The 25,616-nt window shown below is 66.3% G+C and carries 19 protein-coding genes and 1 riboswitch; of the genes, 12 read left to right on the top strand and 7 right to left on the bottom strand.

Annotated features, from left to right (window positions below):
- The first annotated feature begins 196 nt into the window (after positions 1-196).
- Positions 197-2,140, top strand: a complete 1,944-nt coding sequence (gene acs / locus XARJCFBP2528_RS19775; RefSeq protein WP_047125023.1) for an acetate--CoA ligase — start codon at positions 197-199, stop codon at positions 2,138-2,140.
- 270 nt (positions 2,141-2,410) lie between these two features.
- Positions 2,411-3,079, top strand: coding sequence for a response regulator transcription factor (locus XARJCFBP2528_RS19780; protein WP_016901792.1), 669 nt, complete (start codon positions 2,411-2,413; stop codon positions 3,077-3,079).
- An 82-nt stretch (positions 3,080-3,161) separates the two neighbouring features.
- Here XARJCFBP2528_RS19780 and XARJCFBP2528_RS19785 read toward each other — a convergent pair whose 3' ends face one another.
- A complete protein-coding gene (locus XARJCFBP2528_RS19785; RefSeq protein ID WP_235444132.1) occupies positions 3,162-3,740 on the bottom strand; it encodes a hypothetical protein in 579 nt (192 codons plus the stop codon).
- 63 nt (positions 3,741-3,803) lie between these two features.
- Between XARJCFBP2528_RS19785 and XARJCFBP2528_RS19790 the strand changes: the two genes are divergently transcribed.
- From XARJCFBP2528_RS19790 to XARJCFBP2528_RS19800, 3 genes are all read left to right on the top strand, one after another.
- On the top strand, positions 3,804-4,724 hold the full coding sequence (locus XARJCFBP2528_RS19790; protein WP_047125054.1) for a DUF4424 family protein: 921 nt from the start codon (positions 3,804-3,806) through the stop codon (positions 4,722-4,724).
- Between the two features lie 496 nt (positions 4,725-5,220).
- On the top strand, positions 5,221-5,784 hold the full coding sequence (locus XARJCFBP2528_RS19795; RefSeq protein WP_180973956.1) for a peroxiredoxin family protein: 564 nt from the start codon (positions 5,221-5,223) through the stop codon (positions 5,782-5,784).
- Positions 5,785-5,787: 3 nt separating this feature from the next.
- Positions 5,788-5,991 (top strand): hypothetical protein, encoded by a 204-nt coding sequence (locus XARJCFBP2528_RS19800; protein ID WP_016901788.1) that lies wholly within the window; start codon positions 5,788-5,790, stop codon positions 5,989-5,991.
- 100 nt (positions 5,992-6,091) lie between these two features.
- On the opposite strand, the gene XARJCFBP2528_RS19805 is transcribed toward XARJCFBP2528_RS19800, so the two are convergent.
- Positions 6,092-7,720 carry a family 43 glycosylhydrolase gene (locus XARJCFBP2528_RS19805; protein WP_016901787.1) on the bottom strand — a complete coding sequence of 543 codons (1,629 nt, stop codon included), beginning with the start codon at positions 7,718-7,720 and terminating at the stop codon, positions 6,092-6,094.
- A 356-nt stretch (positions 7,721-8,076) separates the two neighbouring features.
- Between XARJCFBP2528_RS19805 and XARJCFBP2528_RS19810 the strand changes: the two genes are divergently transcribed.
- The 5 genes from XARJCFBP2528_RS19810 (at position 8,077) to XARJCFBP2528_RS19830 (ending at position 13,620) form a co-directional block, all read left to right on the top strand.
- Entirely contained in the window at positions 8,077-9,084 is a 1,008-nt protein-coding gene (locus XARJCFBP2528_RS19810; RefSeq protein ID WP_047125055.1) for an aldo/keto reductase, read from the top strand.
- A complete protein-coding gene (locus XARJCFBP2528_RS19815) occupies positions 9,081-9,953 on the top strand; it encodes an amidohydrolase family protein (protein ID WP_047125025.1) in 873 nt (290 codons plus the stop codon). Before XARJCFBP2528_RS19810 ends, XARJCFBP2528_RS19815 begins: the two co-directional genes overlap by 4 nt.
- Complete coding sequence (locus XARJCFBP2528_RS19820; protein WP_039521219.1) at positions 9,950-10,720, top strand: SDR family oxidoreductase; 771 nt, start codon at positions 9,950-9,952, stop codon at positions 10,718-10,720. The genes XARJCFBP2528_RS19815 and XARJCFBP2528_RS19820 overlap by 4 nt, the downstream gene beginning before the upstream one ends.
- A 158-nt stretch (positions 10,721-10,878) precedes the next feature.
- On the top strand, positions 10,879-11,736 hold the full coding sequence (locus tag XARJCFBP2528_RS19825) for a fumarylacetoacetate hydrolase family protein (RefSeq protein WP_016901782.1): 858 nt from the start codon (positions 10,879-10,881) through the stop codon (positions 11,734-11,736).
- 564 nt (positions 11,737-12,300) lie between these two features.
- Positions 12,301-13,620 carry an L-fuconate dehydratase gene (locus XARJCFBP2528_RS19830; RefSeq protein WP_016901781.1) on the top strand — a complete coding sequence of 440 codons (1,320 nt, stop codon included), beginning with the start codon at positions 12,301-12,303 and terminating at the stop codon, positions 13,618-13,620.
- A gap of 453 nt (positions 13,621-14,073) precedes the next feature.
- Here the strand turns inward: XARJCFBP2528_RS19830 and XARJCFBP2528_RS19835 are convergent, their stop codons facing one another.
- A complete protein-coding gene (locus XARJCFBP2528_RS19835) occupies positions 14,074-14,442 on the bottom strand; it encodes an L-fucose mutarotase (protein WP_016901780.1) in 369 nt (122 codons plus the stop codon).
- Entirely contained in the window at positions 14,439-15,746 is a 1,308-nt protein-coding gene (gene fucP, locus XARJCFBP2528_RS19840; protein ID WP_016901779.1) for an L-fucose:H+ symporter permease, read from the bottom strand. The genes XARJCFBP2528_RS19835 and fucP overlap by 4 nt, the downstream gene beginning before the upstream one ends.
- A 179-nt stretch (positions 15,747-15,925) precedes the next feature.
- Here fucP and XARJCFBP2528_RS19845 point away from each other — a divergent pair, with 179 nt between their 5' ends.
- Both XARJCFBP2528_RS19845 and XARJCFBP2528_RS19850 read left to right on the top strand, forming a co-directional pair.
- Entirely contained in the window at positions 15,926-16,675 is a 750-nt protein-coding gene (locus tag XARJCFBP2528_RS19845) for an IclR family transcriptional regulator (protein WP_016901778.1), read from the top strand.
- A gap of 598 nt (positions 16,676-17,273) precedes the next feature.
- A riboswitch (yybP-ykoY riboswitch) is annotated at positions 17,274-17,436 on the top strand.
- Positions 17,437-17,448: 12 nt separating this feature from the next.
- A complete protein-coding gene (locus XARJCFBP2528_RS19850) occupies positions 17,449-18,033 on the top strand; it encodes a manganese efflux pump MntP (protein WP_026064161.1) in 585 nt (194 codons plus the stop codon).
- A 96-nt stretch (positions 18,034-18,129) separates the two neighbouring features.
- On the opposite strand, the gene XARJCFBP2528_RS19855 is transcribed toward XARJCFBP2528_RS19850, so the two are convergent.
- The 3 genes from XARJCFBP2528_RS19855 to XARJCFBP2528_RS19865 form a co-directional block, all read right to left on the bottom strand.
- Complete coding sequence (locus XARJCFBP2528_RS19855; protein WP_016901776.1) at positions 18,130-21,579, bottom strand: hybrid sensor histidine kinase/response regulator; 3,450 nt, start codon at positions 21,577-21,579, stop codon at positions 18,130-18,132.
- Between the two features lie 206 nt (positions 21,580-21,785).
- The gene (locus XARJCFBP2528_RS19860; RefSeq protein WP_047125026.1) at positions 21,786-24,200 is read right to left on the bottom strand and encodes a GH36-type glycosyl hydrolase domain-containing protein; all 2,415 of its coding nucleotides are present in this window, start codon (positions 24,198-24,200) and stop codon (positions 21,786-21,788) included.
- A gap of 2 nt (positions 24,201-24,202) precedes the next feature.
- Positions 24,203-25,585: an MFS transporter gene (locus XARJCFBP2528_RS19865; protein ID WP_047125027.1), complete on the bottom strand. Its 1,383-nt coding sequence runs from the start codon at positions 25,583-25,585 to the stop codon at positions 24,203-24,205.
- Positions 25,586-25,616 lie beyond the last annotated feature (31 nt).

Raw genomic sequence — 25,616 nt, forward strand, 5'->3', positions numbered from 1 at the left:
GCAACGCAGCATTCCGCAAGGTGACCGATCGTCGCACCAGGGTCGGCAACCGATTTCCGATCGCGCGCTGCGGCGGTTAAGACCAAGGTCTAAGGCGCGGTTGAACGCCGGGACAGAATGGATGCGGCACACTGATTGCCTACCGAGGGCAGCCGCAACGTCCTCTTCCGACAAGTTCATCGCAAGTGAGGGTGCCATGGCTGATGTTTATCCCGTCGATCCCGCGTTCGCCGCCGATGCGCGCATTACGCGCGAGCAGTACGCAACGCTGTACCGCGAATCGATCGAACACCCCGAGCAATTCTGGGGCAAGGCCGCGCAGCGGCTGGAATGGTTCAAGCAACCCACCCAGGTGAAGGACGTCAGCTACGCGCTGGAGGATTTCCATATCCGCTGGTTCGGCGATGGCGAGCTCAATGCCAGCGTCAACTGCCTGGACCGCCAGCTGGCCACGCGCGGCGACAAGACCGCGCTGTTGTTCGAGCCCGACAGCCCGGATGCGCAGTCCTATCCGGTCACCTATCGCGAGCTGTACGAGCGCGTCTGCAAGCTCGGCAATGCGCTGCGTAACCTGGGCGTCAAGAAGGGCGACCGGGTCACCATCTACCTGCCGATGATCGTCGATGCCGCCGTGGCCATGCTCGCCTGTGCACGCATCGGTGCGGTGCACTCGGTGGTGTTCGGCGGGTTTGCGGCCAATTCGATCGCCGACCGCGTGATCGATTGCCAGAGCAAGCTGATCATCACCGCCGACGAAGGCCTGCGCGGCGGCAAGAAGATTCCGCTCAAGGCCAACGTCGATGCGGCGCTGAAACTGCCCGGCACCAACACCGTGGAAACGGTGCTCGTCGTGCGTCACACCGGTGGTGCGGTCGAGATGCAGGCACCACGCGATCGCTGGTTCCACGATGTGGTCGACGGCCAGCCGGCCGCGTGCGAACCCGAGCGCATGAACGCGGAAGATCCGTTGTTCATCCTCTACACCTCCGGGTCCACCGGCAAGCCCAAGGGCGTGCTGCACACCACCGCCGGCTACCTGCTGTTTGCCAGCTACACGCACGAAGTGGTGTTCGACCTGCGCGAGGACGACATCTACTGGTGCACCGCCGACGTGGGCTGGGTCACCGGCCACAGCTACATCGTCTACGGCCCGCTCGCCAACGGCGCCACCGCGGTGATGTTCGAAGGCGTGCCGAACTATCCGACCGTGTCGCGCTTCTGGGAAGTGATCGACAAGCACAAGGTCAGCATCTTCTACACCGCACCCACCGCGATCCGCGCGCTGATGCGCGATGGCGAGGAGCCGGTCAAGAAGACTTCGCGCAAGAGCCTGCGCCTGCTCGGCAGCGTCGGCGAGCCGATCAATCCGGAAGCCTGGCGCTGGTACTACGAGGTGGTCGGCGACAGCCGCTGCCCGATCGTGGACACCTGGTGGCAGACCGAAACCGGCGGCATCCTGATCTCGCCGCTGGCCGGCGCGGTCGATCTCAAGCCCGGCTCGGCCACCCTGCCGTTCTTCGGCGTGCAGCCGGCACTGGTGGATGCCGAAGGCAAGGTCCTGGAAGGCGCCACCGAAGGCAACCTGGTGCTGCTGGATTCGTGGCCGGGACAGATGCGCTCGGTGTACGGCGACCACCAGCGCTTCATCGACACCTACTTCCGCACCTATCCGGGCAGCTACTTCACCGGCGACGGTTGCCGCCGCGATGCCGATGGCTATTACTGGATCACCGGCCGCGTGGACGACGTGATCAACGTGTCCGGCCACCGCATCGGCACCGCCGAAGTGGAAAGCGCGCTGGTCTCGCACCCGAAGGTCGCCGAAGCGGCGGTGGTCGGCTTCCCGCACGACGTCAAGGGCCAGGGCATCTATGCCTACGTGACCTTGATCGCCGGCGAAACCCCGAGCGAGGAACTGCACAAGGAACTGGTGACCTGGGTGCGCAAGGAAATCGGCCCGATCGCCTCGCCCGATCACCTGCAGTGGGCACCGGGCCTGCCCAAGACCCGCTCGGGCAAGATCATGCGCCGCATCCTGCGCAAGATCGCCGAAAACGCCCCCGACCAACTCGGCGACACCTCGACCCTTGCCGATCCGTCGGTGGTGGATTCGTTGGTGAGCGAGCGGTTGGCGCGCTGACGCGCGTCGGGAATGGGGAATCGGGAGTGGGGAATGGTTAGAGCCGTTCCCTGAGGAGCGGGGAGTAAATGTTCGGATTGGGGACTCATAAAAGCGGTCCCCGGCCCACTCCTCTCCACTGCAGATCTTGATTTTCAACCCCGTCACACTGACGTCGCTGTTACCTCGCCGTCGCCGTCTTGCTGTTGCTTGCCTTGCTGCCTTCGCTGTTGCCTTTGCGATTCCCGATTCCCGATTCCCCACTCCCAATTCCCGATTCCCAGCCCCTCCATGACCACCCTGCTGATCGCCGATGACCATCCCCTGTTCCGTGAGGCCTTGCGCGGGGCTGTGCAGCGCGTGATGCCGGGGGTGCAGTTGTTCGAGGCCGACACGGTGGATGCGCTGTACACCTTGGCCGATGCGCAACCGGATGCCGATCTGCTGTTGATGGATCTCAACATGCCGGGCGCGCAGGGATTCAGCGCGCTGGTGCACATGCGTTCGCTGCATCCGCAGCTGCCGGTGGTGGTGGTGTCGGCACGCGAAGAGCCGACGGTGATGCGGCGTGCGATCGACCATGGCGCGTTCGGGTTCATTCCCAAGTCCGCCGATTCGGACACCATCGGCCGCGCCCTGGCCACGGTGCTCGATGGCGAGCGCTGGATCCCCGCCGAAGCGCAGAACCTGCCGCCGACCGACAGCGAAGAACGCGAAGTGGGCCAGCGCCTGCGCGATCTCACTCCGCAACAGTTCCGCGTGCTGCAGATGCTCGGCGCCGGGCGTCTCAACAAGCAGATCGCCTACGACCTGGGCGTGTCCGAGGCCACCATCAAGGCGCATGTCACCGCGATCCTGCGCAAGCTCGGCGTCACCAACCGTACCCAGGCGGTGCTGATGGCCGGCAAGCTCGCCATCGATGCCGACGGCATCGTGCTGCCGCCGCCCGAAGAAGACTGAGCGCGTTCGTCGGCCGGCCTGCGAAAACGAAGGCCGATCGCCTCAGCGAAGCGGCGCGTGAGGTCACCACCGCAGACGGCAATCAACGCAACGGCTGGCCCGTGCAGACCTTCGACGCACTTTGCGGCGAGGGCACATGCCACACCGCGTTTTCGTTTTCGTCCTCGCCTTCATAGATCGCATAGCGCCCGTCGTCCTGGCGATGCATGGTGGGGCTGAAGGTGACGAAATCGGTGCGGCCGTCGGGGCCGATGAAATGCATGTCGCCTCCGCACACGATATTGGAGTTGGTTTCCGTCCCCAGGGCAGCGCAGGTGACCTGCGAGGTCTCCGCGCGCACCACGCGACTCACGCGTGGCCGGACCAGCCCGCGATCGGCCGCCTCGCAGAAGTAATCGGCAATCACCGTGCGCATCTCACGCTGCGACGGCATCCAGGACGGGCAGCTGCCGTATGCATCGGCGGTGCAGCTTGAGACCACGACGGCAAGCTGGTGGCGATCGGGCGCAGCAGCGAGGCTGTCTTGCAGTGGCAGCAACAGGCAGGCGGCGACAGCCAGCAGGGAAACGTGGGAAGGCATCGGAGCGTGGGATTGGAGTGCGCAGGGCGTGCGACTGTACGCCATGCGCAGTTGATGCCGTGCATGCCCGCGCTGCGGCATCCGCAGGTGCGTGGCATGCTGTGCGCCTGCGGCGCGTCGGTGCGTGCCGTTACCAGGGGATCCATGCAGCCACTCTATTTTCCGCGCGGCCCGCTCGGGTTGGTCCTTGCGCTGGCCGCACTCGGCTGCGGCAGTGCGCAGGCCAACGACAGCAGCTTCGGCGATGACAACGGCACCATCCGGCTGTTGCATCAGCCCGATATCAGCATGGACAAGGAAGCGCTGCTGCTCAGCGAGGAGCGCGTGCAGGTGGACTACGTGTTCACCAACCACAGCGCGCGCGCATTGAGCGTGCCGATCGCCTTCCCGATGCCGCCGATGTATTTCGGCATGGCCGATCACAGCGAACTGACCGCTTTCAACCTGTGGGTGGACGGCAAACCGGTGGCCACCACGCGCAAGCTGGTGGTGTTGCTGGACGATGGCAGCGACATCTCCAAGGCATTCGCCGCCACCGGCTGGAGCACCGACGATATCGCCGCGTTCGCCGAATCGGGCAACGTGCCGACCGGGCGCACGCCGTTGCCGGCGCGCTGGATCGACCGGGACCAGCAACCGCGCTTCACGCTCAGCGAGTACTTCGTCTGGCAACAGCTCTTCCCGGCACGGGGCAGCGTGCAGATCCGGCATGCCTACGCGCCCAGCCTGTCCACCGGCGTGCCGCAGGGCAGCGCGTTCCTGCTGGAATCATATGCAAAGCGCACCTGCATCGAACCGGCCACCAAGGCCAGCATGCAGCGGCGCGAGGGTGCGCACGGCCTGGGCTGGGCCAACCTGCGTTATGTGCTGACCACCGGCAAGAACTGGAACGGCCCGATCAAGGACTTCCAGCTGACCATCCGCAAACAGGCCGCCAGCGACATCCTCAGCCTGTGCTTCGACGGCGCGCTGAAGAAGATCGACCCGCTGACCTTCCAGTTCAGGGAGGCCGACTTCGTGCCGATGCGCGATCTGGAGCTGCTGTTCGTGCGCGGCGTCGAGTGAGCGGCGGGGCCAACACCCGCTAGCCGAACGCGCGTCTGCCTGCTGCCAGCACATTGGAACCGCGCTGCAGATCAGCGCTGATGGATCGCGCACCGCTTGTGTTCGCCTGGCGGCAGGGCGCCGCGTCATCAATCGGCAATGGTCGGTGCCAGCGGCCAGAATCAGATGACGGCGGTAACGCTCGCAGCCACTGATAGTAGGAACACGCGCAGTCGCCGCACGCACTCTCATCGATGGTTCGGATAGTGCTGCGTGCCTCGCAGACACCGACAGTGCTTCTGATCGACACGCCACATCACAGTTGCGCAATCGATCCCTGCCAACCGCTGCGAGACTGGCAAGCCCAAGCGCAGCGGCGTGACCGCCTCCACAACCCCGCACCGCGCGACATCGCAGTTGTCGATATCACCATTGACCATCAGCTCATGCCTGGGCAAGGCTCGGGCTTGATGACGCTAACGGAGCTGGCATGGCGCGACGTTTCCCCTGGCTCTGGATCGGGCTGCTGATTGCCTGTGCATTGATCGCCGTGCTGGCATGGCAGAACAAGCAGCTGCGCGCGCAGCAGCAGTTGCTGCAGGCCCGCGTCAGCGCGCCGTATGACGGCATGTACGTGCCGCGCATCGAGGTCACCGATACCACCGGCCAGCGCCATCTGCTAGGCGTAACGCAGGGACAGGCGCAGGTGTTGTTCTTCTTCACCACCACCTGCCCGTATTGCCAGCGTTCGGCACCCACCGTGCTGCGTGCAGCGCAGCATTTACAGGCCAATCTACCCGGCCGTCCGCAGTTGCTCGGCGTGTGCCAGTGCGACGCGGCGCAGGCTGCGCGCTATGCGCACGTGCATGGCTTCGATTTCCCTGTGGTCACGTTGACCGATCGTCGCGCGTTGATGCTGTTTCGCGCGCGCAACGTGCCACTGCTGATGGCCATCGACGGGCAGGGGCGCGTGCGCCATTCCCGTCTTGGCGTCTTCGATACCACGGAGCAGGTGCAGGACCTGGTCGCCGCCTTGCGCCGCACGGATGCGCCAGCGGCTTTGGCAACGGTGAAGGAGTAATGCATGAAGAAGCGTTGGGGTACCTTGCGGACGGCGTTGATGGCGGCCACGTTCCTGGCCAGTACCGGTTTCGGTGCGTTTCAGGTGATGGCGGTCGATAACGCACAGCCGAAGACCGAATCGTGTAGTGCGTGGGCCTGCAAAGCCGAATGTCCGGAGTTTGGCGGCGACCTGGGGCAGGGCAACGTCTGCTACTGCTGCGGCTGACAGCGGCTATCACACCTACTGCGCAGTTACGCTTGGTCGGTCGCTGTAGGTCTGACGGCGGGGTCCCCCCGGGCCCCGCCATTTGCCGGCAGCACCGCGCTCAGCGCAGCGCGCGATAGCGGAAATCGCGCAACACCACTGCGCCCTGCTGTGCGGCGTAGATGCCAAGCTGCAGGCTCAGGAAGCCGCCGAATACGTTGTGGTGGAAGCCGGACATTTCCATGCGCGTCGGGTGGCGGATCCACTGCCGGCCATCGTCGAACGAATAGTCGAAGGTCACCACGTGCGCCTCGTTGCTCAGACGCAGGCGGATGCGTCGGTGCGTGTTGGGCGCGCGTGCCCACACCAGTTCTTCTGAATACTCGTAGGTCTTGATGGTGTCGGGCGTAACGCCGATGCCGACGAAGGCCTTGTGGTTGTAGAACAGCAACAGGCCGCCCTCGGCATTGCCGATGAGTTCCAGCGCGACCTCGGCGACGTAGCCGCGATCGGGCACGCCGCAGGTCAGTGGCGAGCTGTCGGCCGGCGAGCTGCCGGAACAGGCCAGCGTGAGCGACCGATCTGCCCGTTGCACGCGCGCCTGCTCGCCGGGCCCGGGCGCATGCAGGCTCCATTGGGTGCCGAACCTGTCGCTGGAAAAATCGTCGGACAAGGCGAAGCCGCTGAGCGCCGCGTTGCCGGTGGCGTTTGCGCGTGCAGGCGTGGGCAATGGCCTGGACAGATCGCCACCGGTGGCGCGGAACCAGCCATCGGCGGTCCACTCGATCGGCTCCAGCAGGGTCTGCCGGCCCAGCGTGCGGAAGCCGTTTTCGTAGCCGTGATAGACCATCCACCAGTCGCCACGCGGCCCTTCCACCAGCGTGGCATGCCCGCGCGACCACCACGGCTCCTGTTCGGACTGGGTGCGCACCAGCGGGTTGCGCGGGCAGTGCTCCCATGGCCCATGCACCGAGCGCGCACGCGCGGCGATGACCATGTGCCCGGTGACCGGACCGGCGGTGCCGCCGACCGCGGTGACCAGGTACAGCCACCCATCGTGCCAGGTCAGCTTGGGGCCTTCGGGGGCAAAGTTCTCCACGATCCAGTCGTCGGGATAGCGCCAGGGCGCGTAGGCCGGTTCCACCTGCCCGTCGGTGGCCAGGCCGTCGTCGCGCAGGCGCACCTTGCGGATGCCGTTGACGAACAGGTAGCGCTTGCCGTCCTCGCCCAGCACATGGCCGGGGTCGATGCAGCCGGCGATCTGCAGATCGATCGGGTCGCTCCAGGGTCCGCGGATGTCGTCGGCCCAGATCACGAAGATCGACCAGCCGGTGTCGTCCGGATTGGCCGGGATATAGATGAAATAGCGGCCATCGTGCTTGCACAGGTCCAGTGCCCAGATCGTGCCCAGCTGCTTGCGCAGCGCCGGGCCGAGCGGCGTCCAGTTGACCAGGTCGGTGGAATGCCACAGCACGATGCCCGGATAGGAAAGGAACGACGAAAACGTCATGTAGTAGTCGTCGCCATCCTTGAGGATGGTGGGGTCGGGGTGATCGCCGGCCACGATGGGATTGAGGTAGCTGCCGTTGCCCAGGTCTGCCTTGCGCTGGCCTTCGATACCGCGCGCCCACTGCGGGGTGCCGGTGCAGCCCGCGCGCGCGTCGCCCGCCAGTGCGGCCGGCGACAGCGGGGCGACAACGGCGCCGGCGGCAAGCACCTTGAACAGGTCCCGGCGGGTGGTGGTTGGCATGGGCGTGCGTTCGTGCGGGACGGGCTGGTATCTAGCCCCAGGCATCGGACCGGGGCAACCGCGCAGGCGGCGTTATAGGAAGCGCTCATGCCAGCTGCGGATTTCGACATAGATCAGCTGCCACGGCGTGCGGAGCTTGCGCGCGGGCAAGGTGCTGGAATCCATGCAGGACCCACGTGCTGAACGCCGCCAGCTGCGATGCTGCACTGCAGCGTGATCTGTTCACTTATGATTGCGATATTCATATGCGAACAGTCCGGCACCGGCCGGCTGGTGGACGTTGCGATGCCCAGTGACTGCTTCAACGATTGCGTCAGCACCTGTTCGGCGACCGCCAGCTGCGCGGAGCGTGCTGCGTGACCATTACGCGGCAGCGTCTGGGCAACACCGACGTGCAGCTCTCGGCACTGGGCTTTGGTGCCGCGCCGATCGGCAATCTGTATGCCGAGGTCGCTGAGGACCAGGCACTGGCCGCCGTGGCGGCTGCGTTCGAGGCCGGCATCCGCCACTTCGATACCGCGCCGTACTACGGCTACGGGCTGAGCGAGACCCGCCTGGGCCGTGGCCTGGCCGGCGTGCCACGCGGCGCCTACACGCTGTCGACCAAGGTCGGCCGCTGCATCTACGACGATGCGCAGGCCGCCGCCGGGCGCGACGGCTTTGCAGTGGCGGGCCGCCGCGCCGAGTTCGACTACAGCGCCGACGGCGTGCGGCGCGCGTTCGCCTCCAGCCTGGAGCGCCTGGGCACCGACTACATCGACGTGCTGCTGCTGCACGACATCGGTGCGCTGACCCACGGCGACAACCACGCCAACGTGCTGCGCCAGGCCTTGGAGGAGGCCTTGCCGGCGATGGCGGAGCTGAAGGCGGCCGGTGCCTGCGGGGCGATCGGGCTGGGCGTCAACGAGCAGGACGTGGCACTGGAGGTGCTGCCACGCTTTCCGCTCGATTGCGTGATGCTGGCCGGCCGCTACACGCTGCTGGAACAGCACGGCGCCCGCGCCCTGCTCGAGCAGGCGCAGCAACGCAACGTGGCGATCCTGTCGGCCGGCCCGTACAGCTCCGGCCTGCTCAGCGACGCACGCGGCCCCGGCGCCACCTACAACTATGCCCCGGTCGACGCCGCCACCCTGCAGCATGCGCAGCGCCTGTACGCGGCCTGCGCGGCATTCGAGGTGGATATCGGCGCGGCGGCGTTGCAGTTTCCGCTGGCACATCCGGCGGTGACCACGGTGGTGGCCGGCATGCGGACGGTGGCCGAGGTGCAATCGGCCGCCGCACGTCTGCAGGCGGCAATCGCACCGGCACTGTGGCAGCGCCTGCGCGATGGCGGCCTGCTCGACGCGGACCTGCCCACGCCATGAGCCGCATCGACGCACACCTGCATTTCTGGCAGCTGGCCCGTGGCGATTACCACTGGCTGACGCCCGAGCTGGCACCGCTGTATCGCGACTTCGGCCCCGCCGATATCGGCCACGCGCTGGACGCTGCCGATATTGAGGGCGTGGTGGTGGTGCAGGCCGCCGCGACCGAGGCCGAGACCCGTTACCTGTTCGAGCTGGCGCGCGCCGATGCGCGTATTGCCGGCGTGGTCGGTTGGGTCGATTTCGCCGCGCCCGATGCCGCCGCGCGCATCGACGCGCTGGTGCAGGCCGGCGGCGGCGTGCTCAAGGGCCTGCGCCCGATGGTGCAGGACATCGCCGATGTGCAATGGCTGGCCCAGCCCGAACTGGATGCCGCCTTCGATGCGCTGATCGCGCACGACCTGGCCTTCGACGCCCTGATCCGCAGCGTGCATGTGCCGGCGCTGCAGGCACGCCTGAAGCGCCATCCGCAGCTGCGCGTGGTCATCGATCACGGCGGCAAGCCGCAGATCGCCGCGGGCGAATTCGTCGCCTGGGCCGCCGGCATGGCCGCGCTGGCCCAGCATCCCAATGTGCACTGCAAACTCTCCGGCCTGCTCACCGAAGCGGCGCGCGGCGCCGGCGTGGAGGCGCTGGCACCGTATGTCGCGCATCTGTTCGCACGCTTCGGCCCGCAGCGTGTGCTGTGGGGCAGCGACTGGCCGGTGCTGACCCAGCGCGCCGATTACGCGCAGTGGTTCGACATCGCACAGCACCTGGTCGCCACATACGCCGACGGCCATGCCGAAGCGGTGTTCGGCGACAACGCACGCACGTTCTATCGTCTGCCACGGCCGGCGGCCCCCACCTACGGAACCTCTTCGGTATGACTGTCTCGATCCCTGCAACTCCCAACGACCGCCTGCATGGCAAGCGCTGCCTGATCACCGCCGCCGGCGCCGGCATCGGCCGCGAAAGCGCGCTGGCCTGCGCACGCGCCGGTGCGCAGGTGATCGCCACCGATATCGACGCCGCTGCCCTGCAGGCGCTGGCGGCCGAATCGGAGGCCATCACCACCCAGCTGCTGGATGTCACCGACGCGGCGGCGGTTGCCGCACTGGTCGCGGCGCACGGCCCGTTCGATGTGCTGTTCAACTGCGCAGGCTTCGTGCACCAGGGCAGCATTCTCGATTGCGACGAGCCGGCCTGGCGGCGCTCGTTCTCGATCAACGTCGATGCGATGTACTACACCTGCAAGGCGGTGCTGCCGGGCATGCTCGAACGCGGCCGCGGCAGCATCATCAACATGTCCTCGGTGGCCTCCAGCATCAAGGGCGTGCCCAACCGCTTCGTCTATGGCGTGACCAAGGCCGCCGTGATCGGCCTGAGCAAGGCCATTGCCGCCGATTACGTGGCCCAGGGCGTGCGTTGCAACGCGATCTGCCCCGGCACCATCAAGACGCCGTCGCTGGGCCAGCGCGTCAAGGCGCTGGGCGGCGACGAACAGGCGGTGTGGAAGAGCTTCACCGATCGCCAGCCGATGGGCCGCCTGGGCGACCCGCGCGAGATCGCACAGCTGGTGGTGTACCTGGCCTCGGACGAATCGTCGTTCACCACCGGCCAGACCCACATCATCGATGGCGGCTGGTCAAACTAAGCGCGGCAACGCACCGCCGTGCCGCGCACCGTAACGTGGACGGCCAGTGCCGGATGCGACTTGTAGTGGCTTGATTTGAGCACGCCGTCCTTATCCACCCGATGCATGCGCGCTAGCGTTGCTGGCCGCTCCATTCCTCACCTGCAAAGGAAGACTGCATGAAACTCGTACGCGTTGGCGCCCCCGGCCAGGAACGTCCCGGCCTGATCGATGGCGAAGGCCGCATCCGCGATTTGAGCGGCGTGATCGACGATGTGGCCGGCGAGCACATCACCAATGCCGGCCTGGACAAACTGCGTGCGCTGGACGTGTCCACGCTGCCGCTGCTCGAAGGCGAGCTGCGCTATGGCGCGGCAGTGGGGCAGATCGGCAAGTTCATCTGCGTGGGGTTGAACTACGCCGACCACGCTGCCGAATCGGGCATGGACGTGCCCAAGATGCCGATCCTTTTCATGAAGGCCACCACTGCGGTGACCGGCCCCAACGACACCGTGATCATCCCGCGCGGCTCGGTCAAGAGCGACTGGGAAGTGGAACTGGGCGTGGTGATCGGCGATGTGGCGCGCGATGTGGCGGTGGACGAAGCACTGAACCACGTCGCCGGCTACGCAGTCATCAACGATCTGTCCGAGCGCGAGTTCCAGCTCGAGCATGGCGGCCAGTGGGTCAAGGGCAAGAGCGCCGACACCTTCGGCCCGATCGGCCCATGGCTGGTCACCCGCGATGAAATCGCCGACCCGCAGAACCTGTCGATGTGGCTGGAGGTCAACGGCCACCGCTACCAGAACGGCAGCACCCGCACGATGGTGTTCGGCGTGGCCGAACTGGTCAGCCACATCAGCCGCTACATGACGCTGATGCCGGGCGATGTGATCAGCACCGGCACCCCGCCGGGCGTGGGCCTGGGCCAGAAGCCGCCGGTCTACCTGAAGCCGGGCGACGTGATGGAACTGGAGATCGAAGGCCTGGGCCGCCAGCGCCAGCCGGTGGTGGCGCATCCGCGTGATGCTGCCTGAGGCCAATGCCTTCCCGGACCTAGGTTCTCGAAGAAAAGATTGAGTGAAAGTAAGTGGCTAAGTATCCGCACGAAGCAGCCCAAAGCCCCTCTCCCGTCGGGGCACTAAGGCACGGCTTGCGCGCCTCTGACGCGCGTGCGTTGGTGCGCCCGCGCCGCAAGCGCGGGCCGGGGCGCGTAGCGGGGTTGGGGTGAGGGTACGTAGCGACATATCCAGGCAGTTCGTCGCGATGTGCGTTTGTCGTCAGGCGTGACATGTCGGCAGGTGTGTCGATGTGTCATGCGCAAATTTTTTAAGCGGCGTGCGAGAGCGTTGAACTTCCAGGCGCTGTCGCGCGTTGGTATCCACACGCAGTTGGTCGTGCAGTGATGCGTTGATCTGTGTTGTTCGTTGATCTGCGTTGCAAACGCATGAGTGCCTGCAGCGCTTCAACATAGTCGGCGCTTCGCGTCCGTACCCTCACCCCCAACCCTTCTCCCGAGGGGAGAGGGGCGCAAGCGCACTGCGTTGCTTACGTTTTTTTGCCCGTTTTCCTATTTCCCGTTTCCATCGCCCAGGACTTCCATGAGCACCATCATCGCCCTCGACACCCACGACGTCCGCTTCCCCACCTCGCGCGAGCTGGATGGGTCGGATGCGATGAATCCGGATCCGGATTACTCGGCCGCCTACGTCGTGCTGCGCACCGATGCGCCGGATGACCTGGCCGGCTACGGCCTGGTGTTCACCATCGGCCGCGGCAACGATGTGCAGACCGCCGCGGTGGCCGCACTGGCCGAGCACGTGGTCGGCCTGCGCGTGGAAGACGTCATCGCCGATCTGGGCGCGTTCGCCCGCCTGCTTACCAACGATTCGCAGCTGCGCTGGCTGGGCCCGGAAAAGGGCGTGATGCATATGGCGATCGGCGCGGTGATCAACGCCGCCTGGGATCTGGCCGCACGCGCAGCGAAAAAACCGCTGTGGCGCTTTATTGCTGAGCTCAGCCCGGAACAGTTGGTCGACACCATCGACTTCCGCTATCTCACCGACGCGCTCACCCGCGACGAAGCGCTGGCGATCCTGCGCGATGCACAACCGCAGCGCGCGCAACGTATCGCCACGCTGATCGAACAGGGCTACCCCGCCTACACCACCTCGCCCGGCTGGCTCGGCTACTCCGACGAGAAGCTGGTGCGGCTGGCCAAGGAAGCGGTGGCCGACGGCTTCCGCACCATCAAACTCAAGGTCGGCGCCAACGTGCAGGACGACATCCGCCGCTGCCGCCTGGCGCGTGAGGCGATCGGCCCGGACATCGCCATGGCGGTGGACGCCAATCAGCGCTGGGACGTGGGCCCGGCGATCGACTGGATGCGCCAGCTGGCCGAATTCGACATCGCCTGGATCGAGGAACCCACCAGCCCGGACGATGTGCTCGGCCACGCCGCGATCCGCCAGGGCATCACCCCGGTGCCGGTCTCCACCGGCGAACACACCCAGAACCGGGTGATGTTCAAGCAACTGCTGCAGGCCGGCGCGGTGGATCTGATCCAGATCGATGCCGCGCGCGTCGGTGGCGTCAACGAAAACCTCGCCATCCTGCTGCTGGCGGCCAAGTTCAACATCCGCGTGTTCCCGCATGCCGGCGGCGTCGGCCTGTGCGAACTGGTGCAACATCTGGCCATGGCCGACTTCGTCGCCATCACCGGCAAGATGGAAGACCGCGCCATCGAATTTGTCGACCATCTGCACCAGCACTTCCTCGACCCGGTACGCATCCAGCACGGCCGCTACCTGGCCCCGCAAGCCGCCGGTTTCTCCGCCGAAATGCACCCGGCCTCCATCGCGGAATTCAGCTACCCCGACGGCCGCTTCTGGGTCGAGGACTTGGCCACGGCAAAGGCCTAATCCAACGCACCGCCTCACCTAATCCCAGGATGTCGTAGGAGCGGCTCAAGCCGCGACAGGCTTTCCCGATGGCCTGATCGCGACCGAAGCCGCTTATGCACGTAGCACGCGCACGACAGCCGCAGATCGCAGAATTCCGCCACCCGACAGTCGCTTCCGGGTCGAGGACCTGGCCGCAGCGAAGGCGTGACCCAACACGCCGCATCATCTAATCGCAGGATGTGTCGTAGGAGCGGCTCAAGCCGCGACAGGCGTTCCCGATTGCCCGATCGCGACCGAAGCCGCTTCTGCCTGGCGCATCTGCGATGCAGCTGTCACGCCTGCACTGCGCCAATCACGCTGCGCCCGCAAAAGACACCTGTTTCGACACCCGGCGGCAGCGGCAGCAAAGACACTCAAGACCAGCGCCTCACTGCGGAGCCAACACATCCGCAAAAAACGCAGGCCAACACCCTAATCCTGTGCCGCTTCAACCGCCGCACTCAAGGCAAAAATCCGCCCGGCCTCGCGCCACTTCTCTCCCGGCGCACTGCCAGGCAACGGCTTTTGAAACCGCCACATCAAGTCTTCCCAGGCCTGGATACGCGGATCTGCCGCATCCCGCGCCGCCTTGGCCGCCGGATCGTAGTCGTCGCCGACCTCCATCAGCATCACCAGGCGGTCGCCGCTGCGAAAGATCTCCAGCTCCCGGATGCCGGCCCGCTGCAGCGAGGCCACCACTTCCGGCCAGACCTCGCTGGGCCGATGCCAACGCTCGTACTCGGCGATCAACTGCGGATCGTCGTGCAGATCCAGCACGTAACACAGACGCCGCGTGCTCATGCGCCCACTCCTGCAACCACCGGCGCAGCGCGGCGCGCACGCAACGCGAACAGCAGGATCACCGCAAAGCACCCACCCGGCACCACCATCGCCCAATGGATACCGGCCAGGTCCGACACCGCACCCATCACCGCCGTCAGCAGCGCGCCACCGATGATGGACATCACCAGCAACGACGAGCCCAGCTTGCGCGCATCGTCATGCATGCCATCCAGGCCCAGCGCGAAGATGGTCGGGAACATCACCGACATGAACACGCTGGCAGCCACCAGCGCGTACAAGCCGGTCCAACCGGGAAAGGCGATCGCCACCGCACACAGCACCAGATTGATCGCGGCAAAACTCGCCAGCAACCTGGCCGGCGCCAGATAGCGCAACAGCGCGGTGCCGATGAAGCGGCCGGCCATGAACAGCACCAGCGAGATGGTCAGGTAAGTGGCCGCGGTTTTTTCGGGCGTGCCCGGCACCGCATCCTGCAGATAGCGGATCAGATAACTCCAGATACCGACCTGCGCACCCACGTAGAAAAACTGCGCCACCACCGAAAACATGAAGCGCCGATTGCGCAGCAGTTCGCCGAAGCGTGCACGCTTGGGCGCCACGCCGCTATCGCTCTCCGGCGCGCCGGTGGGAAAGCGCACCAGCGCGATCAGGATCGCCCACAGCACCACCACGGCGCCGATGATCAGATAGGGCGTCTGCACGGCTGAGGATTCGGCGGCAAAGAACGCCTCGCGCGCGGCGGGCGCCATTGCCGCCAGTTCGGCCGGCGTGTGTTCCACCCCGGAGAAGATGAAGTGCTGGCCCACCAGCACGCCGGTGATCGAGCCCAAGGGGTTGAATGCCTGGGCCAGATTCAGCCGCCGCGCCGCGCCTTCTGCCGGGCCGAGCACGGTCACCAGCGGATTGGCGGTGGTTTCCAGGAAGGCCAGGCCGCTGGCGATCACGAACAAGGCCAGCAGGAACAGCCAGTAGGTATGCACCTGCGCGGCCGGATAGAACAGGAACGCGCCGCAGGCATATAGCAGCAACCCGAGCACCACCGCGGCCTTGTAGCTATAGCGGCGCATGAACATCGCCGCCGGCATCGCGAACACGAAATAGCCCAGGTAGAACGCGCTCTGGACCAGCCCTGCCTGCAGGTCGGTCAGCTCGAAGGCCTTCTTGAACTGCTTGATCAGGATGTCGTTGAGGTTGTTGGCCATGCCCCACAAAAAGAACAGGCTGACGATCAACAACAGGGGAACCATGGCGGTACGCGCCAGGTTGCCGCGCGGTGACGCGGCAATGTCACTGTGATGCATGCGACCGATCCCCTCCCAAGGCTGTGGCGCTTGCGTTGCTGTGCGGCGAGCGTACTGCGCACGCCAGCGCCATGCAAATATAAAAACTTTGTTTATATTTGCACGCAGCGCCATATCTCACCGCTGCCCGCGATGCCTGTACCCTGGCGCGCCGCAGCCTTGCCTGGAGCCGCAAACGGATGAGCACCGAACCCGCCAAGTACCGCGCCCCTGCCCTGGACAAGGGTCTGGACATCCTCGAGCTGCTCGCCCGCCAGGCGCAGCCGATGAGCATGGGCGCGATCTCGCAGGGCATCGGGCGCTCGCGCGGGGAGATCTTCCGCATGCTGCAGGTGCTGGAGGAGCGCGGTTATCTCACCCGCGACGGCGAGGGCGACTATGTATTGACCAATCGGCTGTTCATGCTCGGCATGCAGCAGCCACAGGTGCAGAGCATCAGCGAAGCGGCATTGCCGGTGATGCGGCGGCTGGCCGATGCGATCTATCAGCCCTGCCACCTGGTGGCGCCGTCCGGCGACCAGATCGTGGTGATCGCGCAGATGGACGTACCCAGCGACCTGGGCCTGGTGGTGCGCCCGGGCCACCGCCGCCCGCTGACCCATTCCAGCTCCGGGCTGGTGCTGTTCGCGTTCCAGCAGCCGGAGGTGCAGGCGCGCTGGCTAGACATGCTCGACGCCAGCGAGGTGCCGTTCGAGCGTGCGCAGTTCCTCGCCGCCGCCGCGCAGGCCCGCAACGATGGCTACGCCATGCAACCCAGCGAAGCGGTGGTGGGCGTGGTCGACCTGACCGCACCGATCCTGCAACGCGGCAGCGCGACCTACACGCTCACCGTGCCCTTCATCGCGCGCCGCCCCGAGCTGGTCGGCCCGCACGCGGCCTTGCAGGCCCTGTGCGCGGCAACGGCAGAGATCTCCGCCGCGTTGATGTAGCCGCGGCCCGCGCCGGGAGTCTGCGTCGGCGCTGGTGCTTCTTGTTGCTCGCTTCCGAAGGCTGACTTCTGCGGTCTATCCGCAGCGCAGCCGGCCCTGTGCGTGGAGCGCAGCGCGCTCTTTCCGCAGCGCTGCGATGGCAGCCTGACCATCGCACTCCACCCAACGGCTTCGCCAGCACGCGCGGCATCGCAAGCCGTGCAAATCCAGACGCCATGGAGATCGCGGCATCGTTGCCGATCGCTGCACTCCTGCACGACGTCGGGAAAGACAGCACGACGCAGGCGCTGGCTCACGCACGCGCAGCCAGACATGAGGCTTCCATCTCGCACTGCTTGCAGCACACCCCACATCAGCGGCTTTCCCGGCGTTTTTCGCTACCTGGGTCACCGGCATGCAGACCGTTCGTCGCTATAGCCAAGGCTATCGGGCGCCGCATCGCGCCGTTGCGTGGACACGCCTGCCTGGCTTTGATGCCTGAAAACAAGGCAAAAACCGCGTCACCCCTGCTCGCAATAGCCACGGCTATAAAGATCAGACCGACCTTCGCGTGCGCTGCAGACGCACCGGACGCGGCCATGCGTTGGTACACTGCGCGCCCCTTGGGGAGTAGCCTGCTTTCGCATCGTCGGAAGCGCCTGCATCAACATACTCGGCCGTTGCGCCGTGGTGCAGGCAACCAGTTCCGGTTTGGCGAGACCAGCGGCATGCGTGCACGACGAAGGTTGGCGCGGGCGCATGTCGTTGTGACCGTGCCCAACCCGAGAATGTCGATGTCCCCTTTTTCCATTGTTTTGATCGGTTTTGCGATGTCGACCGATGCGTTTGCCGCGGCGATCGGCAAGGGCGCGGCGATGCGCAAGCCGCAGTGGCGCGACGCGCTACGCGCCGGCTTGATCTTCGGCTGCATCGAGGCGATCACCCCGGTGATCGGCTGGCTGCTGGGACGCGCCGCGTCCAGCTATGTGTCCGACTACGACCACTGGATCGCCTTCGTGCTGCTCGGTGCGCTGGGCACGCACATGATCGTGGCCGGGTTGCGAAGCGATGCGGACGACGCTGAAGAAGCAACGTCCGAGACGCCGAAACGGCACGGCTTGCTCGCCCTGGCCACTACCGGTTTTGCCACCAGCATCGATGCGATGGCGGTCGGCGTGAGCCTGGCGTTTCTGGACGTGCATATCGGCGTGGTGGCGGTGGTGGTGGGGCTGTGCACCTTCAGCATGGTCACCGCAGGCGTCATGCTGGGCCGCGTGCTCGGCAACCTGATCGGCAAGCGCGCCGAGATCCTCGGCGGCTTGATCCTGGTGATCGTCGGCAGCGTCATCCTCTACGAGCACCTGAGCGGCGCAGCGTAAGCACCTCTCCTGGTAGGAGCGTGCCTGCGCGCGACGGAGCGTTATCGGTAATGCCCGGTCGCGCGCAGGCACGCTCCTACGCTGCAGTCGCACCGGTCAGCGCGTTTTCGCATCGTGATGCGCGCTCAGGAACGCGCGTAACGAGGCCGGCTTCACCGGTTTGGTCAGCAGGCGATAGCCACGCGCACGTGCGAGCTGCTTGAGTTCGTCGCGGCCGTCGGCGGTGAGCAGTGCGCCGGCAATCGGCGCGGTTGCGGCGGCCTGCACCGCGTCCAGCGTGTCCAGGCCATCGAGCCGGTCGTGCAGGTGGTAATCCACCAGCATCAGGTCCGGTTGTTCGCGCGCGCGCTCCAGCGCCTGGTCCACGGTGCTGGCGGTGATCACTTCTACCTGCCAGCGGCCGAGCAGTGCGCACATGCCGTCGAGAATTTCGCGGTCGTTGTCCACGCACAGCACGCGCAGGCCCGCCAACGAATCGCCGCTGGGCAACGGCCGCACCGCAATCACCGGCACCACGGGCGGCAGCGGCACCGCGGCCACGCGCGGCAACAGGATCGAAAACATGCTGCCGCGGCCGACCTGGCTGCGCGCACTCAGATCGTGATCGAGCAAACGCGAGATGCGTTGGCAGATCGACAGACCCAAGCCCAAGCCCTGCTCGCCCCAATCGAAGGGCTGCTGATAGCGGCGGAACTCTTCGAAGATCTGCCGCATATGGTGTTCGGGAATGCCGGGACCGGTATCCCACACCTGCAATTCCACCTGCTCGCCGCGCCCGCGCATGCCCAGCACGATGCGGCCCTGGCGTGTATAGCGCAGCGCATTGGCGAGAAAGTTCTGCATCACCCGGCGCAGCAGGCGGCGGTCGCTGCGCACCCATAACGCGCGGCTATGCACCTGGAGCTGCAAGCCACGACTGGACGCCACCGGTGCGTACTGCGCGGCCAGCTCGTGCATCAGCGCGCTGGCATCAAAGTCCTCGACGGTGGGCCTCAAGCCGCCGGCATCCAGCCGCGAGACGTCGAGCAGGCCATCGAGCAGTTCCTCGGCCGCACGCAGCGAGGCATCCACACGCTCGGCCAGATGGCGTTGTTCTTCGTTGTTCTGATGGCTCTCGCGCAAGGCCGAAGCGAACAGGCGCGCGGCATTGAGCGGCTGCAACACGTCGTGGCTGATCGCGGCCAGAAAGCGCGTCTTGGATTGCTGCGCCAGCTCAGCCTCGCGCGAACGATCGGCCACGCGTTGTTCCAGGTTTTCGTTGGCGTCCAGCAGCGCGCGCTCGGCGCGCTTGTAGTCGGTGATGTCGTTGTAGCTGGTGACATAGCCGCCGCCCGGCAGCGCCTGGCCGCGCATTTCGATCACCTTGCCGTCGCTGCGGGTGCGCTCGAACACATGCGGTGAGCCGGCGCGCATATGGCGGATGCGGCGATCGATCTGGTCTTCGGTATCGCCCTCGCCCAACTCACCGCGCTCGGCGTTGTAGCGGATCAGATCGGCCACCGGGCGGCCGACGTACAACATGCCGTCCGGATACCCGAACAGCTGCTGGTAGCGGCGATTCCACGCGGTCAGACGCATTTCGGGGTCGACCACGCTGACCGCCGCGCTGATGTTTTCCAGCGTGGTGGAGAGGATTTCGCGATTGAAACGCAGCTCCTGGCCGGCTTCGTCCAGCACCGCCACCACTTCGCCCAGCTCCATGCCCGAGCCGCGCAACAGGCTGGTCAGCACCAGGCGCGCGGAGGCGGCGCCGATCGAGGCGGCGAGCAGGCGCTCGGTAAATTGCACCCAGGCGCGATCGGCCACCACGGTGGGTTGCAGTTCGCGTTCCAGCAGCACCGCCTGGTCGACGAAGGCGCGATGCGCATGCCGTTCGCCCACCACACGCTCGGCCAGCGCCTGCAGGTCGGCAACGCGTACATGGCCTGGCCAATCGCCGGCCACCGCCGGACGCTGCGCATACGGGTCCAGGAACGGCGCCGCGCGCAAGCGTTCGTCCACACCCGGACGCCAGCGCGCCGACACCAGCATCATCGCGCCGACGTTGATCAGCAGCGACCAGAACGTGCCATGCGCCAGCGGGTCCCAGCCACGCATGCCGAACAGTTGCTGCGGCTGCAGCCAGGCGATGCCGAACGGGCCGTCCACCAGCCAGTCCGGCTGCAGCCAGCCCGCACGCGTGGCGGCCGGCAGCAGCAGTGTGTAGATCCAGGTCGCAAAGCCCAGCACCATGCCGGTCTCCACGCCCTTGCGGCTGGCGCCGCGCCAGTACAGCCCGCCGATTACGCCCGGCGCGAACTGCGCCACCGCCGCGAAGGCCATCAAGCCGTAGGCCGCCAAGGTGGTGTCGTTGGCCACGCTGCGGTGATAGCCATAGGCAACCAGCGCCAACAGCAGGATGGCAACGCGACGGATCCACAGCACCCGCGAGGCCACTGCCGCGCGCGCATCGGCGCTGCCACGGCGGCGCAGCAGCACCGGCATCACCAGGTCGTTGCTGACCATGGTGGCCAGCGCGATACTGGCCACGATCACCATGCCGGTAGCCGCCGAAAACCCGCCCACGTACGCCACCAACGCCAGCACGGTATTGCCCTGGCTCAGCGGCAATGCCAGCACCATCGCATCGTCGGCCACCGCGCTGCCCTTGCCGAACAAGGCCACGCCGGCCGAGGCGATCGGCACCACCATCGCCGAGATGATCACCAGATAGGCGCCGAACAACCAGCGTGCGCGACGGATGTCGCCCACATCGCTGCATTCCACCACCGCCACATGGAACTGGCGCGGCAGGCAGATCACCGCCAGAAAGCTGAGCAAGGTTTGCGAAATGAACCCCACCGACGGCGTGTGCTCGAACAAGGTACGCGCCGAATCGGCGATGGGCACCTGGTGGTCGCTCAGCCACACCCAGGCGAACAACCCCACTGCGACGATGGCGATCAACTTGATCACCGACTCCAGCGCGATCGCCAGCATCATGCCGCGATGGTGCTCGGTGGCATCGACCTGGCGGGTGCCGAACAAGGTCGCAAACAACGCCATCAACAGCGCCACGTACAAGGCCGGGTCGGCGAAGATGCCGCGCCCGGCACTGCTATGCCCGGTCAGCACTTCCAGGCTCATCGCCACCGCTTTGTACTGCAGCGCCAGATACGGAACGATGCCAACCAGCGCGATCACTGCCACCAACGCGGCCAGCCGCCGCGAGCGGCCGTAGCGCGAGGAAATGAAATCGGCGATGGAGACGGTATTTTCAGCGCGGGCGATCAGCGCTAGCCGCTCAATGATGCGCCAGCCGAACAGCAGCAACAGCAGCGGACCCAGGTAGATCGGCAGGTAACCGATGCCGTTGCGCACCGCCGAACCCACCGCACCGTAGAAGGTCCACGACGAGCAGTACACCGCCAGCGCCAGGCTGTAGACCGCGGGACGCAGCCACGGCCGCTCCGGGTACAGCGGACGGCGGTCGCCCCACCACGCCACGCCAAACAGCAGCGCGGCATAGCCGACGGAGACCAGCAGCAGGATCCAGCTTGATACCAAGGGGCGTTCCTAGGCCGATGCGAACGGGGAGTTTACGCAGTGGGGAATCGGGAGTGGGGAACAGCCCGCCTGGCCGCACGTGCGTAGGAGCGCGCTCGCGCGCGACAGGGCACTGGCGGGAAGGCCTCATCGCGCGCAAGCGCGCTCCTACACCAGCTTGGCAGTTATCGCAGTTGCCCAATCAGGCGCCGCACCTGGCGCGCCACTCAGCCCGGTAGCCGCACCCGCACCTGGTACGTGCGTCCGGCGACAATGCCGTGCACGCACTGGTCCGGGCAGGCTTCGCCGTCCACCAGCACCTCGATGTCGCGCCGTCCCGGTTCACGCGTCAGCGTCACCTCGAACTGCGCGCCGCGGAACTGGCGCGTCACCCGGGCCTGCGACCAGTGCGAGGGCAGCTGCGGGCGGATCGCCAATGCATCGCCTTCGCCGACCAGCCCGAACAGTCCTTCCAGCACGCAGCGATACACCCAGGCCACCGTGCCGGTGTTGAACAGCTGGCTGGAACGCCCGGCCGTGCGCGGGTACTGGTGCCAGGCGCCGCGATAGTAGTTGGGCAGCGACACCGGCAGGTGGCCGCGCTGCAGCACGTCCTCGCGGGTGGGGCCGGGCAGCAGCGCGCGCAGGATCTCCCAGGCGCGGTCGGCTTCGCCGATCTGGTACAGGCTGTACAGGTAGAACGCCGCCGCGTGGTTGTAGACCGCGCCGTTTTCTGCGGCGCCCGGCCACTTCTGCGTCAACCGCCCCACGTCATCGCGCATGTGCGTGTAGGCCGGGGCCAGCATCACCGGCCCGTACGGCGTATGCAGCTGCTCGCGCACCGCCTCCAGCAAGGCCGCGCGCTGCGCGCTGTCGGCGGTGCCGGCCAGCAGCGCAAAGCTCTGCGGATTGAGATAGATGCGCCCCTCCACATCCTCGGCGATGCCGAAGCGCACGCCATCGTCGGTGATGCCGCGCGCATACCAGTTGCCGTCCCATAGCTCGCGGTTGGCATCGGCGTTGATCGCCTGCACGGCCTGCGCAAACGCTTCCGCCTGCGCGCTTCGCCCATGCGCTGCGCAGATGCCCGACCACAGCCGCAGCGCGTACGCGGTGGCCACGGTGAGCCAGCCGGACACGCCCTTGCCGCGCCAGCCGACCATGTTCATCGGGTCGCACCAATCGCCCTGCGCGATGAAACTCAAGCCACGGGCATCGCGCGCGTCCAGCAGCCACTGCATCGCCGCATCCAGTCGCTCGGCCACGCTGAGCGCCTGTCCATCGTGCGTGCAGACCGCCGCATCGAGCACGCTGGCATCGCCGGTTTCGGCCAGATAGGCGCTCAGGAAGATCGGCAACCACACGCAGTGATCGGTATGCGGCACCTGGTTGATGTATTTGAGCTCGGCGCCTTCCACCAGCAGGATGCCATCCGGCATCGCACCGCTGGGCTCCTGCTGCGAGAGCGCGTGCAACAACGCCGCACGTGCGGTGGCCGGCTGCAGGTAGGCCATGCCCATGTGGTCCTGCAGATAGTTGCGCGTCTGCGGATCGGTGGTCAGGCGATTGACGTCACCGTGATAGAACACCTGCCGCGGCAGCCAATGGTTGACCAGGTTGTCCAGGGCCGGATCGGGCGTGGCGATCTGCGCGCAACCCTGCCCGCCCTGCAGATACTGCGAGTAGTCGCGCGCGGCGGCGGCAAAGCCGGCTTCGGACAGATAACGCGCACGCAGCGCGGCGATCTCCGCATCGTCCTTGGCCGGCCCGAACGCGAAGCGGTATACGTTTGCCGCATCGGCATCCAGCGTCAGCCGATACTGCAACGCGGCGGCCGGGTTCTCGTAGTGCGCATCGCTGTTGCCCAGCTGCTCGGCCTGGATGGCCGAGGGCGCATGCAGGCCGCCCTCGCCTTCGAAGGCCATCTGCTGCGCGTCCCAGGCCACCGGCGGCTGCTCATGCAACAGGAAGGTGCAGTCCTTGAAATCGCGCTGACGGAAATAGTCGTCCACCTTCTGGTACGGCGCCACGCTACGGCAGACGATGCCGCCCAGCGCCGGCTCGTAAGCGCCGCCCTGATGCATCCACGACATGTAGCCGATCGGGAAGTAGGGATACAGGCTGAGCCGGCGCGTACGCCCGGACTGGTTATGCACGCGGCATTCCCACAGCTCCACTGCATCGTCGGTGGGCAACGCCACGCACAGTTCCACAACGATGCCGTCGTGACGCACCCGCCAGCGCACATCGTGCTTGCCCGCGGAAAACGCGAACTGCTCCGGCGTTGCGCGCACCGGTTCGTGCGGCACCGAATACAACGCGCCGGTGTCTTCGTCCTTGAGATAGAAGAAGCGCCCGGGATGATGCGCGTAGTACGGCTGCTCGGGCATCATGAAGTTGCGTGCTTCCAGCAGCGGCGCATGCGCGTACTTGGCCGGCTCCGGCTGCATGAACTGCCCGGTGGCATAACCACGGCAGGTCAGCTGTAGCATCATGCGGCGGTTCCACAGGAATCCGCCCGCGTTCGGCATCGCGGTGGGGCTGTAGAGCGCATAACGCGTGCCGTCGGCGCTGGGTGCCAGCAACGCGGAAAGATCGTCGTCGGACGTGGACCTGGAATCGGCGTGGGAGAGTGCAGACACGGTCAGCGGTGCTCCGGTTCGTCGCGCTTGCGCGCGGCCAGTTCGTGTTGGATGCGGCGCAACAGGCCATCATCGAGTGGATAGAAACGCACGGTCCAGGCTGCCAGCAGCGCCACCGCGCCCGGGATCACCGTCAGCAGCAGCACGATGCCGGTCAACGACCCCGCCGACTGCGCGCTGTTGGCCACATAGCCCATGCCCGCCAGCACCCAGGCGATGCCGGCCGACGCCAGCGCACCACCAAGCTTTTGCGAGAAGGTCGCGGCGGCGAAGGTCATCGCGGTGGCGCGCCGGCCGGTGCGCCATTCGGTGTAGTCGGCGCTGTCGGCATACATCGAAAATGCCAGCGGCGACTTCGGCCCCAATGCCAGCCCGATCAACATGTTCAACGCAAAGATCGCCCACACCGCATCGGCAGGAATGAAAAACATCAGGCAACTCAACACGCCCACCACCGCCATCAGCGCGGTCATCAACTGGCGCTTGTCCCAATGCCGTGTCAGCAACGGCGTGATCGCCGCGCCCACTGCCAGCGACACCGAATAGCCACCCAGAAACAGCCCGGTCAGGTCCGGCCGCTGCACGTAGTACTTGAGGTAATACACACCCGCACCACCGCGCATGACAATGGTGATCATGATGATCAGCGACAGCACGAACAGCACGCACCACGGCTTGTTCTGCAGCAGGTCGGCGATATCCCGGCGGATCGGCGTGCGCTGCTGCGGCGGTGGCTGCACGCGCTCGCGCGTGGTCAACGCCACGGTCACGAACAACGCCACCGCCACCGCGCCGTACAGCATCATGGTGCGCTGCCAGCCCAGTGCATCGTTGCCGGCACCGAACCAGGCCACCAGATCCAGCGTGCAGTAATTCACCAACGTGGTGCCGGCGAATGCGGCGATGAAGCGCAGGCTGATCAGGCTGGTGCGCTGGCTGCTGTCGGCGGTAATCACGCCGGACAATGCCGAGTACGGAATGCTCACAACGGTGTAGGCCAGCATCATCACCAGGAAGCTGATCGTGGCCCACCACATGCGTCCGTTCTGATCCAGTGCAGGCGTGGTGTAGGCGAGCACGCCGGTCACCGCCATCGGCACGGCGCCCCACAACAGATACGGGCGGAATTTGCCCCAGCGGCTGCGTGTGCGATCGGCCAATGCACCCATCGCCGGATCGGCGATCGCATCGGCGATCTTGGTCAACAGGATCATCGTGCCCACCGCCGCTGCCGGCAGATGCATGGTGTCGGTGTAGAAGATCAACAGAAACGCCGAGATGTTGGCCCAGTACAGATTCAGGCCCAGATCGCCGGCGCCGTAGCCCAGCTTTTCGCGCCAGCGCAGGCGCGCCGATGCAGGAGACGTTGCAGGCGATGACGTCATCGGCAGACCTTGGAGTGCGTTGAACCCGGCC

The organism is Xanthomonas arboricola pv. juglandis, assembly GCF_001013475.1.
GTDB classification, from domain to species: domain Bacteria; phylum Pseudomonadota; class Gammaproteobacteria; order Xanthomonadales; family Xanthomonadaceae; genus Xanthomonas; species Xanthomonas arboricola.